This window comes from candidate division KSB1 bacterium (assembly GCA_034506395.1).
Classification (GTDB): domain Bacteria; phylum Zhuqueibacterota; class Zhuqueibacteria; order Thermofontimicrobiales; family Thermofontimicrobiaceae; genus Thermofontimicrobium.
This window is the reverse complement of the sequence record JAPDPQ010000001.1, coordinates 120516-135278: the sequence shown is the minus strand read 5'-3', so window position 1 is coordinate 135278 and position 14763 is coordinate 120516. Positions and strand designations below refer to the sequence as shown.

At 44.3% G+C, this 14763-nt stretch carries 12 protein-coding genes; 11 read left to right on the top strand and 1 reads right to left on the bottom strand.

The window, feature by feature from the left end:
- Positions 1-606: 606 nt before the first annotated feature.
- From ONB37_00550 to ONB37_00520, 7 genes are all read left to right on the top strand, one after another.
- Positions 607-1101 (top strand): histidine phosphatase family protein, encoded by a 495-nt coding sequence (locus ONB37_00550; GenBank protein ID MDZ7398628.1) that lies wholly within the window; start codon positions 607-609, stop codon positions 1099-1101.
- Positions 1102-1456: 355 nt separating this feature from the next.
- Positions 1457-3103: a transporter gene (locus ONB37_00545; protein ID MDZ7398627.1), complete on the top strand. Its 1647-nt coding sequence runs from the start codon at positions 1457-1459 to the stop codon at positions 3101-3103.
- A gap of 101 nt (positions 3104-3204) precedes the next feature.
- On the top strand, positions 3205-3615 hold the full coding sequence (locus tag ONB37_00540) for a toll/interleukin-1 receptor domain-containing protein (GenBank protein ID MDZ7398626.1): 411 nt from the start codon (positions 3205-3207) through the stop codon (positions 3613-3615).
- A 193-nt stretch (positions 3616-3808) separates the two neighbouring features.
- Positions 3809-4177, top strand: coding sequence for a DUF1566 domain-containing protein (locus ONB37_00535; protein MDZ7398625.1), 369 nt, complete (start codon positions 3809-3811; stop codon positions 4175-4177).
- A gap of 249 nt (positions 4178-4426) precedes the next feature.
- A complete protein-coding gene (locus tag ONB37_00530; GenBank protein ID MDZ7398624.1) occupies positions 4427-4741 on the top strand; it encodes a hypothetical protein in 315 nt (104 codons plus the stop codon).
- Positions 4731-5084 carry a hypothetical protein gene (locus ONB37_00525; protein MDZ7398623.1) on the top strand — a complete coding sequence of 118 codons (354 nt, stop codon included), beginning with the start codon at positions 4731-4733 and terminating at the stop codon, positions 5082-5084. The genes ONB37_00530 and ONB37_00525 overlap by 11 nt, the downstream gene beginning before the upstream one ends.
- 93 nt (positions 5085-5177) lie before the next feature.
- Complete coding sequence (locus tag ONB37_00520) at positions 5178-6365, top strand: hypothetical protein (GenBank protein ID MDZ7398622.1); 1188 nt, start codon at positions 5178-5180, stop codon at positions 6363-6365.
- Positions 6366-6621: 256 nt separating this feature from the next.
- Here the strand turns inward: ONB37_00520 and ONB37_00515 are convergent, their stop codons facing one another.
- Positions 6622-8055 (bottom strand): MATE family efflux transporter, encoded by a 1434-nt coding sequence (locus ONB37_00515; GenBank protein MDZ7398621.1) that lies wholly within the window; start codon positions 8053-8055, stop codon positions 6622-6624.
- A gap of 563 nt (positions 8056-8618) precedes the next feature.
- Here ONB37_00515 and ONB37_00510 point away from each other — a divergent pair.
- The 4 genes from ONB37_00510 to ONB37_00495 all read left to right on the top strand — a co-directional run bounded on the left by ONB37_00510 (position 8619) and on the right by ONB37_00495 (position 14644).
- A complete protein-coding gene (locus ONB37_00510; protein MDZ7398620.1) occupies positions 8619-10580 on the top strand; it encodes a DUF3857 domain-containing protein in 1962 nt (653 codons plus the stop codon).
- A 241-nt stretch (positions 10581-10821) separates the two neighbouring features.
- Positions 10822-11847: a hypothetical protein gene (locus ONB37_00505; GenBank protein MDZ7398619.1), complete on the top strand. Its 1026-nt coding sequence runs from the start codon at positions 10822-10824 to the stop codon at positions 11845-11847.
- Positions 11848-12233: 386 nt separating this feature from the next.
- Positions 12234-13238 (top strand): S1C family serine protease, encoded by a 1005-nt coding sequence (locus ONB37_00500; GenBank protein ID MDZ7398618.1) that lies wholly within the window; start codon positions 12234-12236, stop codon positions 13236-13238.
- 341 nt (positions 13239-13579) lie between these two features.
- Positions 13580-14644 carry a glucose-1-phosphate thymidylyltransferase gene (locus ONB37_00495; GenBank protein ID MDZ7398617.1) on the top strand — a complete coding sequence of 355 codons (1065 nt, stop codon included), beginning with the start codon at positions 13580-13582 and terminating at the stop codon, positions 14642-14644.
- Positions 14645-14763 lie beyond the last annotated feature (119 nt).

The window sequence follows — 14763 nt, the reverse complement described above, 5'->3', positions numbered from 1 at the left end:
AACTCTCCTATTTTAATCCTTCCTCCAAAGCTCATTACCAAATTTTTACCGATCCGAACATATGAAAATATTACGTCATCTCAATTGACGTGTATCAAACAAAGTTAAATTCCGATACTTTTTTCACTCATATTTAAACAACTTTTAATGCACTAAGTACAAAATTGAAAGCGCTAATATAGAGTTTTTTTTTATTATAGTCAAGTGGTTTTTGCGCGCTGTTCCAAGTCAATGAATATCATCTGAACCACCAGATACAAGCTCGTAATTGTTTTCATTGACAAATAAAAAAATAATGCTTATTATAGCCCATTAGTTAGATCACCCAAAATTCGAGGTTTTGATCCAATATTCTCCCCGACCCAATCCAAATTGGGCGATTTTTGAAACCGAATGCTGATAGGAGAGAAAAGGTAGCTTACTATCAAACTTGGTCAAGAAGCAAGTAAAATTTTTCGAAGAATCATTCGAACCAGCGCACAAACATTCGATGATGACCAGCATTCATTTTGAGACCCGATGAGAGAAGGATTTCTTTTCGGCCATCGAGATTTGGGTTGGTTCAGGTTAGTCGGTTCATAATAACAATAGCGAAAGCGAACAAGAATGAAACGATTACTGATCATTCGGCATGCCCACGCCGAGCTGGCCAATCATGACATCTCAGATCTGGAACGCCCCTTGAGCGACAAGGGCGAACGCGATGCACGATTTTTAAGCGAGCTCCTTCGCGATCAATATCCTGACCGGCTCGATTTGATCCTTACCAGTCCAGCATGTCGAGCTGTGCGAACCGCCCAAATACTCGCCCAAGCGATTGGCTTTGATGAACAAAACATTCAATTCCGAGATCAAATTTATTGTAGCGGCATGGAGGAATTGTTCAATCTGATTTGCTATACTGATGATTCAATCTCTTCGTTGATGCTGATTGGTCACAATCCCCAGATCACATTTTTAGCGAATCATCTATCTCCTTGCTCAATCGAAACGATTCCCCCAGCCGGGGCCGTGATCCTCGATTTCGATATTGATTCCTGGAGCCGGCTTTTCGGAAAGAAAGCAGTGTCGCATTTTGTTATCAATCCAGACAAATTTTAGCGCTCAGAAAGGCTGAGTATTTTTTAGGAGGGAGCCAATATGCGTATGTGTTCAAAATTATGTTCGAGGCATGAGCATTTAGCATGATTTGGACGGTTTTACAGAAATAGCCATCAAAACACCGCTGACTTCAACAAAAGAAATGCAGTGCGAATTGATCTAATTTGACCATCCGGATCCTTTGACGATATTTTTTGCTCAAATTTTGGCCGGGGAAAATGGAGAGATGGAGGGAACTCAGATATTTTTATCTTGATTTAAAGCGAATTTTTTTCTATTTTAAACCGAAATCTATGTGCTAAGAGCCATTTGCACTCGTCGTTCAATTGACAAGTGGCGAGGTTAGTAAAATTCTATGCTAAATTTTCTGATCGAAAATCAAATTGTGTTGCTTTTCACCATCATCGGATTGGGATATTTATTGGGCAGCATTAAAATTGGTGGGCTAAGCCTGGGCGTTGCAGCCGTGCTATTCGTCGGCATTGCTTTTGGTGCGTTCGATAATCGACTGGACCTGCCAGAATACATTTACATAATTGGCTTGGTGTTATTTGTCTATGCGATTGGCCTGCATGCAGGACCAGGATTTTTTGCTTCGTTTCAGAAACGAGGGCTGCGCATCAATGTGATGGTGGTACTGGTTCTCACCTTTGGTGCGATATTAACAATGGTATTATGGAAAATTCTTGGTGTTTCGGTTCCCAGTATGGTCGGGCTTTATTGCGGTGCCTTGACCAATACGCCGGCGCTCGCTACCACAGTCGAGACCATCAAAAACATGGCAAAGGACCTCCCCCTGGAGACCCTTCGATTTTATATGAATAGCCCCGTTGTTACATATGGTCTGGCCTATCCGTTCGGTGTGCTAGGGGTCATCCTTTGGTTCTTTTTATTCGCACGATACATGAAAGTGGATTTTAATCAGGAAGCACAAGTTTCACAATCCGAGGCAATCTTCACGCGCACCTTTCGCGTGACGAATCCTGGTGTCATTGGCAAGACCGTGAATGAGGCATTGAGTTTTTATGAACGGCCTGGTTTCGTGCTCAGTCGCATTCAAAAGGGCGATAAGATTTTGATCGTAGCTCCAGAGACGATTTTGGGCCACAACGACCTGATCGTAGCGGTTGGAAACGCTTCCGCTTTAGAGCGGGCGCGGGTGCTTTTTGGCGAGGTGGCTAAGAAGCATTTGGATATTGCAGAAGATCCGGGCCAATATAGCTATCGACGCATTTTTGTCTCGAACCGCGAGGTAGTTGGCAAACGGATCGGCGAACTTGAACTGCAAAAGAAATATAATGCAACTATCACCCGACTTCGGCGTGGCGACGTCGATTTTGTCCCCTCGGCTGATACGGTGTTAGAATTGGGCGATCGGATCCGTGTTGTTACGCTCCGAGAGAATCTCGATCAAGTGACCAGATTTTTTGGCGATTCCATTCGCGCTGTATCTGAAACTGACTTCCTTTCATTGTCCTTGGGCATCGTTCTAGGTGTATTCGTGGGCACTATCCCATTCCCCTTGCCCAATGGTATGACTTTCAAGTTCGGGTTCGCCGGGGGGCCACTGATTGTGGCACTGATCCTGGGCCGATTGGAACGCACTGGACCCATTACTTGGAGTTTACCGTATAGTGCGAACTTGTTGCTCCGCCAGATCGGACTGATTTTCTTTATGGCTGCGATCGGTACAAAGGCTGGTCATGGCTTTGCGGTCACCTTTCAAACCGGGGGCTGGGGATTCATCCTCGCTGGGGCGATCATCACCTCGGCAGTGACGCTTGTCACTTTATTCATTGGCTACAAATATTTTAAGCTGCCCATGTCCGCGGTAATGGGAATCATGTCCGGCGTGCAAACTCAGCCAGCTTGCCTGGCTTATGCTAACCAACAGGTAAAGAATGAATTGCCCAACGTCTGGTACGCCACCGTCTATCCAGCCGCGATGGTGGCCAAAATTATTTTAGCCCAGGTGATTATATCGATGTTTATGTTGCTGTAAAACTACAAGACAGGATGGCATCCTGTCCTCCTGTCCTACAAAACTTTTAATTCAATAATCGCTGGAAGCAATAGTCTAAAAAGAATTAAAAGGAGCAATCAGTGCCCAGAGTTTTTATCAGCCATTCCTGGCATGACAACGATATTGCTCGCAAAATAGCCGAATATATCAAACGCGATGGCGCCGAAATCTGGATCGATTATGCCAGAATTTCGGGCGGGGAAAGTCTGCCCGATCGCATCAGCGAAGCTCTGGAATGGTGCGACGTATTGGTATTGGTATGGTCACAATCCGCTGCTAATTCCTATTATGTGAAATTGGAATGGCAGAGTGCTCTCGATCTCAAAAAGCGCATTATTCCCTGCATATTGGACGATACCAAACGACCCGCCATCTTGAGAGGGTTTTTGTATATCGATTTTCAGAATTTCGATCACGGTTACAATGAGCTCTGTCGTGCGCTCAAATTGAAAATCACTGAAAAATATATGAGCCAGCTCAGCCTTTATTAAAAACAGCAAAGCCAACTTCTACAACTCAAATATTTCGCTCAATTCCCAAGCGGCTCTCAGAAGCCGATGTAAAAGCCATGCTCCAGAAATATGATTTTATTCTAAAGAATTTGACTGGAGCAAGGCATCTAGTAATCCCAACGGTCGTGGCTTTGCCAATCAATTCGAGTTACAAACGATTCGAGGCGATAAAGTGGTTATTGATCACGCCTCGGGTTTGATGTGGCAACAGGGCGGTTCTGTTGAATACATGACTTATGAAAATGCTAAAAAATGGATAGCGGATCTGAATCAAAAAGGTTATGCAGGTTATAACGATTGGCGCTTGCCCACGCTGGAAGAAGCCATGAGCCTGATGGAGCCGAAAGAACTGAATGGCGACCTCTATATCGATCCGAAGTTCGATGCAACACAAAGGTGGATTTGGACGTCTGATTTGTTACTGGGCGAGTCGCGGGCGGCGTGGGTAGTCAGCTTCAGCGATGGTGGTTGCGGTTGGGACGGCTTCCACGACGTCAACTATGTGCGTGCGGTTCGTTCCGGACAATCATCCATAGAATGATTTGGTTATTTGATTATTTCGGGGTGGGGGGGCGCGCGCGATTTTTTTGGAAGATGGATACGTGACCGTCACCTCGCAGGTGACGGTCACGTAATTACCATTGAATATTTGATTGATTTTTACAAAAGAAATATTTAAATTAGGCCCCCCAAAATAAAATGAATTTTTAAATTCCTTTCTTATGAAACCTGACCGTCACCTGCGAAATGACGGTCACTTTTTAACCATACGAGTTTTAGGAGAACATATATGCTAAAAATTTCTGATGAATTAGCCAGCTATGTCACCGAGCTGTTTCCTGAAGAGAAGGCTGAAAACAAAATAAAACGACTCATCGAAAATGAACTGAGACGAAGATTGGCTCGCTATCAACTAACGATCCGAAACCTCGAAGCAAAATATCGCATGGATTTTGAAACTTTTAAAGCTGAAAAAATGGTAGCAAAAAAAGGGTATTCTTTTGAAGTCGAAAATGATTTTTGCGATTGGGAAATGGCGCTGGATGGATTAAAAACGATCAGGCGGAAATTGAATAAGCTTCAGGAATCAAATAATGAAAATTAATGATGTGAAGCAAGAGATATTCGAAGCTGCTCATAAATTTCCCGTCATAAAAACGATCTATTTGATCGACGAGACCGACTCTGCCCTAAAATATCGTCTTGAAATAGACGCTGCAACCTTTATTCAAATCTATCATAACATCTCTACCGCAACCATCAATTTCGTATTTATTCACAATTCTCAAAGAATTTATGGGCGAGATTGCTGTGACGGAAAATGGCATCGTCATCCGTTTGACAATCCTTCGACGCACGACTTCTCCGTTGAAGGCTCCCGCCATGTCTCTTTATATGAATTTTTAGAAGAAGTGGAAATATATTTAATTCAAAAAGAATTAATTTAAATCGATGAGATAGGAAAACAGACTATTGCATCGAAAAATGAAAGGCAAATGCCTAATTCCAGCGATTATTTCATTACATTTCGGAGGAAGGAAATGCCTACACCAAATGTTACTGGAAGTGATCTCAAAATTGTCTCGTTCTCAAATCAGACTTCCCAAGATAAAAAGCTTCTGAAAAGATTCATCGACTTTCACTGGCAGCACTATCGAAACGAGCCCCAATTCATTCCGCTGCTAAACTACGAATACCTCGGCTTCAAGCTCATCGGGATTCATGGCTTTTTCGAACCAGATAATCTATTTTTCAAACATGCCGAGATGAGATTTTTTTTGGCAATGAAAGATGGTGAAGTCGTGGGACGATGCAATGCGTTTGTCAATTACAATCATAATCGACATTGGAACGACAAAGTTGGGTTCTTCGGACAATTTGAGGCCATCGAAGATCAGGAAGTGGCTGATCAATTGCTATCCGCAGCGGCAGATTGGCTGAAATCGAAAGGGATGGATACCATCCGTGGCCCGCAAAATTTGCCAGTGAATGAGGCCACGCCAGGCGTGATGACTGAAGGATTCAATTCTCGGCCAGTGATTTATTATATGTATAATAAGCCCTATTATGCGGACCTGTTCAAAAAAGCTGGATTCCAAGCAGTGAAACGAGTGCTTTCTTGGGAAGTACCCGTCATGGATCCGCGCTATGAGATCCTCGGTCAAATGGCAAAAGAGGCCATCCAGAAATACGGATTAACTATTGAGACTTGGGATCAGCGGCCCCTGGCGGTTCGAAAAAAAGAGATGTTGGAGATCTACAACGACGCCTGGAACGATAATTTCGGCTTTGTGCCGTTTACTGAAGAAGAGTTTAGCGTGATCGTGGATGACATGCAGCTCATCATGGATAAAAGCTTGTTCGTCATCGTGTATGTGCAGGGAGAACCAGCCGGTTTTTTTGGAGGTGTACCCAATATCATCGAAAAAATGAAGCCGATTTCGTGGTGCAGAACTTGCGAGCTGCTGCGCGCGGCAAAAATGCTGCTCACCAAAGGTGGGGTGAAGGGCTTTCGATTGGGCTACCTCGGCGTGAAACGAAAATTCCAACGGATGGGGCTGGCAGTAGTGATGTTGTGGCAACAGAAAATCTACGCACAGAAAAAAGGTTACGAATATTGCGATATCGGGTGGGTGTTAGAGGATAATTTGCCCGTCATCAAAATGGTCGAAATGATGCAAGCAACTCCATCAAAGGCTTATACTATTTTCCAAAAAGCCATCGGATGAGATATGTGATCATCCTGGCTTCTACATTACAAAAGAAAAACTTCATCTGTTATTGAGCTCCGAAACTAGTGGCCAGTGACACTTTATCACTGGCCATTTTTCCATCCTCATCAGCCCACGAGACACAGTATTATCACATCGGTTTTCATGTGATTTGCTGGTTAAGTTTCTATGTGTTTCGTGGGCGTTGAAAAAAATAGATTCTCCAGAAGCATCTTTGATGATCGTTTCCATGAAAGCGGCCAGAAGTTTGAGCTCAAAGCGCGACCTGCTGATCCTGCTCTAATCTGTGCAATTCGGCTTGCTCAATGACCCTCATAGATTCCCATTTTCCTCCAAGAAATCTCACGGTGAAAGCGATACCAAGCAGCGTGATGTAGAGGGTCACAAAACCCCAGGCGATATAGAGTCCCCAGCGGTAAACCACACAAGCGAAGAATGTTGGGACAACCAGCGTGGTCCAAGAAAGCAGAACTGAAGTGATCATCACCCACTGTGTGTCTCCGGCACCTTTGAGAGCGCTGGCAAAGACAATATTCAGCGTGTCGAAGATGCAATAGAACGCCACGAAATGGAGCAATACAATCGCCATGTTCTGGATAATGGTGAATTGCGCGGGATCGGATTGCGCGGCAAAAGGCCAAAGATAAATTTTTGGGAATAGCACATAGGTGAGCGCAATGGTGATCATGTAAAGAAAAGTAAGGTGCAGAGCTGAGTAAGTGCCAAAACGAGCTTGTTGGGGTTGATTTTCGCCGAGGCGCTGCCCAACGATGATCTCTACCGCCATGCCGATGCCAATCATCGGCATGAATGCGATATGGTTGATGTTGAAAGTAATGCTGGTGGCTGCAAGTTCCAGCGTTCCCAATCGGCCCACCAATAGCACAAACAGGGTAAATCCCAGCAGGTCGAGCATAAAATGGAAGCCATTAGGCAATCCAAACTGCATGAGCCGTTTGAAAAGAGGCCAATCGAACCGATGATTCTTGAGCGTCAAAAATTGGTGGCGATATCTTGCTTTGAACATATAAAAGGTAATGATGATCGCAGCACTGTATCCCGCCATAACAGTAGCGATCGCTGCACCTTTGATCCCAAGTTGGGGGAAACCGCAATGACCAAAAATCAAAAGATAATCGAAAACGATGTTGATGGCGGTTGCAATAACGTTGGCCCACATAATGACCCGAGTCTCACCGCGACCACCAAAGAATCCAGAGACAGCGGCCAAAATAAAAACCGGTAGCCCGCCAAAGCATAAAATAGTGAAATATTCGATCTCCAATGCTTTCATTTCTGGGGCATGACCAGCCAAGTTGAAGATAGGTCGAGCGAGGGGGATCAGCCCCAATATTACAAGTCCAGCTATAAGCGAGAAGTAAATGCCTTGCCACACAGCGCTAGCGATCCGATCATATTGTTTCGCGCCAAAATACTGAGCCACGAAGGTATTGACGTAAGCAGCGGTACCAATGAACACAGTTTGCAATGTGAATGACACGATGCCCGCTGTTGCTGCTGCTGCAATAGCCGCGGGCGAATGCCACGTCAAAAACATCCGATCAATGAATTGTTGAATTGTGCTCGACGCTGTGCTCAAAATCAGTGGAAATGCCAGTTTCAGAACATCGCGATAGCCGTTTGAGGCATCCCAACGTCGATAGATTGGCGTTATGAGTTTACTCAAAACAATCATACCACTAAGAATAATTCATAGCGTTAAGCATTATTCAGTTCGCCGACTATTATTCGGCGGTATATCTCATCCGATCGAAGAAATAACTCAGTAATTCACGTCGAACAATGCTCTTTAACTGGCCGACCATCATAAAGTTCATCTTTTTTGCATCGGAGCGATGAAGAGGATATCATTATAATAAAAATCGCTCCAATCTCTGGATTATCTATGATCATCATTGTACCGTTTGTCATTTGGCATGAAGTGTAAAATAAAACTATGTTCAATAACCAGCACAAGGGAAGCCGTCTGATGTCGATAGAATGCCATTCAATAAATCTTGTCTCAAATCCATGGTGAATTGGATTAGTTCGATTGGTCAGAAAAAGCATTTGACTCTCATCCAATACTTTGATATATTAACAGTACGAATTGGATATTTCCATCAAATCATAGAAAGACCGCTTCTAAGAACGTTGGTCACCCTCAAATTGGAAATGGCTGATGGACAGCGTGAATCGGGACACCACATGGTTTTTGCCAGAAGACATTTTCGTGGAGATAATTTAGATATGCATGTAAGTGAGATTTCTCGCTTTCGAAAATTGTCGAAATCGACGCTTATATTGATCATGCTCATTCTATTTCGTTGTGCCCATGAGATTGATCGGGCCAAACGACTCGGTGAGGATGAGATGGCGGTGTTTCGCGTTCCGAATGAAGAGCAATATTGGGATGCGGGTGCTGTGGTGATTTTGGATGAGGGAAAAATGCAGATTATTGGCAGTAACGAACTGCCTCAGACGCAATTTGAGCGCCATCGGATCGTGAAAATCTATAATCAACGGGGCTGGCATCATGCAAACGTGACCATCCCCTATACACCGCAAAGCTGGGTTGAAAACATCCAGGCCAGGACGATCCTCCCCACCGGGACTGTGCGAAATTTAGATAAGAAGCAGATTTTTGATGTGAATCTTTATCCCCGCTTTGTGTTCTATTCAGATCAGCGCGCCAAAATTTTCACGCTGCCCTCGGTTGAGTCCGGGGCAATTATCGAATATCGCTATCAACTTCGAATCAGTGGTCATCGGGTATGGCCATCATGGTATTTTCAGGATGATATTCCAGTGCTGAAATCGCGATTCACGCTGGAAACTCCTTCGGAGTGGGAGTTGAATTACAAAAAATATTTTATTAATATCGAGCCGACCATCGCAAAGGCGCCAGCGGGTTTTAAATCCAGCTACGTCTGGCAAGTTGAAAATATCCCAGCGATCCAGACGGAATTTGGTATGCCCGCCGTAAATGAATGCTTGGCTCGGATTGAAATCGCTCCGGTGGGGATGAAAAGTTGGAACGATGTGGCTCGCTGGTATTATGATTTGGCAGAGCCACAGATCAAATCAGCAAAAGGGGTGAAACAACTGGCCGATAGCTTGACCCAACATTGCGACAATGACCTTGCCCGTCTGAAAATGATTTATGAGTGGGTGCGCGATCACGTCCGCTACATTGCCGTGGCCATCGGAATTGGGAGTTATCAGCCCCATCCGGCGGGTGAAGTGCTGGCAAATCGTTATGGGGATTGCAAAGATATGTCGATCCTCATCTGCGCCCTGTCGCGGGCGGCTGGCATTGAAGCCCATCCAGTGCTGATCAGCACTTGGCAAAATGGCGAACCAGATACAAGTTTGCCGTCGCCCTATCAGTTTAATCATGCCATTGTTTATTGCCCAAAAGTAGGAGAAAAAGGTATCTGGTTAGATGCCACGCAAAAAGGCTGCCCGTTCGCTTCGCTACCGTGGTATGATCAAGGGCTACCAGTGCTGGTCATTGGAAAGGATGGGGCCGGAAAAATCGCTACTACAACGAAAAATCCTGCCGATAGCAATCGCACTGTGCTCGATTGGCGTATGAAATTGCGCCCAAATGGTCAAGGACTTGTCCAGGGGAGCACTGAATATCGCGGAGTTCTAGCTACGGATATCCGCGAAATGCTATCTCGATTGACCCAGCACGAGGTCCGCCAATGGTTAGAGACCTATCTTGCTGCCCGTTGTCCTGGTGCGAAATTGGATTCATTCAGAATTGTGGGGCTACATCCGATTCAAGATCCGCTTGTCATTTATTACCACGTCCGTGCGAGAAATTTTGCCCAACGCCAGGACAAAATGATATATTTTTCCCCTGGCAAAATTCTCGGATTTGACCTGGCCGATTATTTCCGTTCTCCGAAGCGACAACATCCGATTCTGTTCAATTACGGCTCCACAGAGATGTTGAGCCTGGATCTTGAAATTCCAAGCCAATGGACAGCCAACTCAGCTGCGATCTCGGATTCTATAATAAGCCCATTCGGCTACAGCCTCTGGCAGGTTTCGCAACAGGATTCCGTGCTGCAAATCAAGATTGTTCATCAACTCAATGGAGAAACAATTTCCGCAGACCATTATTTGGAATTTCAAAAATTCTTAGACGAGGTGCAATCCAAATCATCTCAGCCTCTCATCTTTCGTCGCATCGCGCCATGATAATCGCATGATTTCAGTCTAAGTTGTCCAACAAGCGTTACGGCGAGGTGGTGTCAAATTGATCTTGTTCGATGACTTTTGCAATATTTGGGGAACGTGGCGCTGCCATAATGGTTTATGAAAATGAGTAGTTCCTTCGATGTGCTCGCAACCAAGGCAGAAAATTTAAAGATGACAGAAATTTTTGGGAAAAGGAAGCGTCTAATTATTAAACCCCAATAGCTAATTGGAGGCTAATATCATGAGCAAGGCATTTAGAAAAATTGCTTTTGTGTTGATCACCGTTGCGTTGACGGCCGTACTTTACTGGGTGTTTTTTGCCGATAGCCGTTCTAAACAAGATGTGCTCGAGTACTCTTTGAACTTGCTCGGAAAAAAGTTATTGGCTATGATGCCTGATACATCAGATACTCGATCGGTCGCTTCGCTGTATGGTGATTTTGTGAGACGCGCGAAAAATAAAGAGGTCGCACCTGAAAAAGTTGAATCGGTTGCTGCTACCATACTAAATCTCAGTAACCTCGATACCGTTATTTCGCCTAAAGAAATGGAAGCGATCATTCAGCTCTCCTTGGCAGGTCCACTTGATCTTGATCAAGTTTTGCCAGAGCACATTGAACCGTTAAAATCCCAGCAGTCACTAACCTCTGATACAATTAGAAAGCCTCAATCTCAGCTAAAATCCGCCATTCCTTCCGATCAATGGCGTATCATCGGAGAGCGGATTCGATCGGCCAACCAGTTCAATGAAGAATATCGAAGAGCAATAAGAAAACATCGCCATCCTGGTGAGATGCCGCAATTTCAATTTCAGTTTCATGCTCATGATGGCTTGCGGATCGCCATCGATAGCACTGGAAAGCATCAGTTAGAGCAACGGGAATTTCGCGAATTGCACAAACGAATTCGAGAGCTGGAGAAACAGCGCATCATAATTTGGCAGAGGGACGTGCACCAGAAAATCATACAAGACTTTGAGCAGATGCGAAAAGAATTGGAGTCACTCCAACAGTTGAAAGAATTGGAGAACCTGAAACAATTAAAGGAGCTTGAAGCGCTAAAATCGTTGAGCGACCCTCGATTCATTGAAGCATTGCAGTCTCTGGAACAACTAAAAGCACTGAAGTCGTTGGAATCGTTACAAGCGCTCGATTCATTATCGAGTTCTCTTTTCCTCCTCGATTCGATGCTATTGAAACGATATCAATTTCTCATTGATAGCCTCTCAGATTCGACACGGCAACGTCGATCCATTGGTAGGAGATAAGATAGAAGGCTAGCAAGCGATTTTTCAAGACTAAAAATTAAAAGAGTCTACATCATTTTCGTCGACCATTTGATCTGATCTCAGCAATGTCCGCCAGGAGAGGATGGTTTGGAGAATCCGTTCTTAAAACGGCGTAATCTAAATCTGCTCAATGAACTGCTCTAGTTTCTTGTCGAAAATTATGATCAACCACGCGTTGTCAATAAAGGATCGCGATCACCAAGGTCTGAAACAACTTTTGATCACTGGAGTCTAACTATTGTCCATGCAATCGACAAGGAAATGATTCGAATAAATATAAATTGGAAAGCTCTAATGCCTTCGCACCTGCTGTGCTCGAATTTTGGCGAGGCAGGTTTATCATTTATGCCTCCTGAGGAACAAATATGAAAAACCATCTCGTATTGATAACTCTAATCATCGGATATTTTACTTCCTGTGCAGGGGTCAATCATCATAGCAACGCTCCTAACGTCCAGTTTGAAAGATCCAAGCTCAAAACATTTGAAGAACTGGAGCGATCGATTGTGAAGATCACTTGTTCAGCTTTTTATGAAAACTATTATTACAATCCGCCAGCCGATTTCAAAGGTCCTGCTGTTCCACAACAGTCGCTATTGGTTTTAAAACGATATACCACTAATTCCGTGGCTGGAACTGGGCTGCTCCTGTGTCAATCTTCCAATCGAGTCCTCGTGCTGACTTGTTTTCATTTATTTGATTTTGCGGATACGCTTAAGACCTTTTATTTGGATCAGGAGAAAAAGACAACACGCTACTTACAGTCATTAGCTAAGAAATTCGGTCAAACAATTTATGTCACCCATAAAAATGGGGCGATTAGCCAGGCGAGGATTATTTTGAAAGATGAAAGCAATGACATCGCATTGATTGAAACCGAGGGGATTCCCAATACGTTGTCCGAACTGCCGTTTCAAGGCGGTTTTCGTCGCAAGCTCAATCTGAAGCTGGGACAGGAAGTATATCTTATGGGATTCCCCAAAGGCTATCTGATGGTCACAAGGGGACTTGTGAGTCCAACAAAGTATAAAGAAAAATTTTTGATCGACGCTGCATTTAATCGCGGTTTCTCTGGGGGCATCATCTTTGCATTTGATGACCAAACAGGGGAATATTATTATGCGGGAATGGCCACTGCCACTGCTTACGATTCTGAAATGACGCTGGGCCCATCCGATTCGCTGCAAAATTTGGAGAATTTTAGGTTCGCACCGTATACAGATGAAGTGTATTTGAAGGAACTTAAGCTCATCAATTACGGCGTCACATTTGGAGTACGAGGGGATATCATCGTCAATTTTCTCAATAAGGAAGCCGATAAATTGAGGCTAATGGGGTATGGGAATATCTCCAGATTAATTCGAGAATAGAATCTTGCTAAATGGGAGCCCCCTTATTCAAGAGCGAACTGAGGATTCTGGTCACTAAGGAATGATTCCGTGAGAAGCAAAAATTCATCAATCTGCTATTGATCGCTTGGGCGAGAATAGAATTTCAAGTTTGCAGAAGTTTAATTAGACAGGAAGAAAATAGTCATTGCATTTTTGCGGGAAATTTTTTATAATAAATGCTACAATTGATCCACCAAAGAGAGGAATTTGATCTGAAGGCGGAAAAGCGCCGCGAATCGCGGGGCGAAATTCTTCCGCTCTGCCTAGCATAATAAATTTGTCAACAGCATTGAGAGACCAACAAGGGAAGGCAAATACGAATGAAAGCGCTGATCACCAGTGGCGGAAAAGGGACGCGGCTACGGCCCTTAACACACACCCAGAACAAGCATCTCATCCCAATAGCCAACAAACCGATTCTCCATTATGCGATCGAAACTGTCGCCGAAGCAGGGATTACTGAAATTGGTATTGTCACCAATGCAGATTCGACTGAAGTCCAGGATGCCATCGGAGATGGCCAACGATGGGGGGTTCATATTACTTATATCCCACAGGAGGCACCACTGGGCCTGGCGCATGTTGTAAAAATTTCCGAGGACTTCATCGGAAAAGAACCATTTATTTTCTACTTAGGCGATAACATGGTGGTCGGCGGTGTCCGTCGTTTCGTCCAAGAGTTCGAAAGGGATCACGTCAATTGTTTCTTAACCTTGTCGCGCGTGAAAGATCCAGAGCGCTTTGGCGTGCCAGAGATCAGGGGTAATCGGATTGTGTCTATCGAGGAAAAGCCTAAGGTTCCAAAAAGCGAATTCGCTGTTGCCGGCATCTATATTTACGATCATCATATTTTTGAAGCCGTGAACAGCATTAAGCCCAGTCAGCGAGGGGAACTGGAAATTTCTGATGCCCATCAATATTTGATCGATCATGGCTACCGGATCGGTTTCTCAGAGATTACTGGCTGGTGGAAAGACACTGGAAAGCCGATTGACCTGCTCGAAGCCAATCGGTTGGTGCTGGAACATTTGCAACCGCGCGTTGAGGGCGAGGTCGATAAAGCTTCTTACACCACGGGGAATGTGATTATTGAAAAGAATGCTCGAGTTAAAAATAGCCACATCCGCGGCCCAGTAATCATCGGACAAAACAGTGTCATTGAAAACAGTTACATTGGACCTTTCACTTCAATTTATAACAATTGCTATATTCGAAATAGTGAAATCGAATTCAGCATTATTTTGAACGACTGTCAGATCCTTGATATCGGTGTTCGCATTGAAAGCAGCCTGTTGGGGAGTGATGTGCAGCTCACCAAGTCATCCCCAAAGCCAGCAGCTCATCGGTTCATCATCGGCGATCAAAGCCGAGTGGAACTGGTCTAATTGATCTTGCTCGTGATATACGCAGGGCTTATCTCAATCGAACGCAAACCTCGATTGAGAAAATCAAGGATATTATTTCCACATTTAGCGGGTTAAGATTGAACGAAGCAGCTATATAT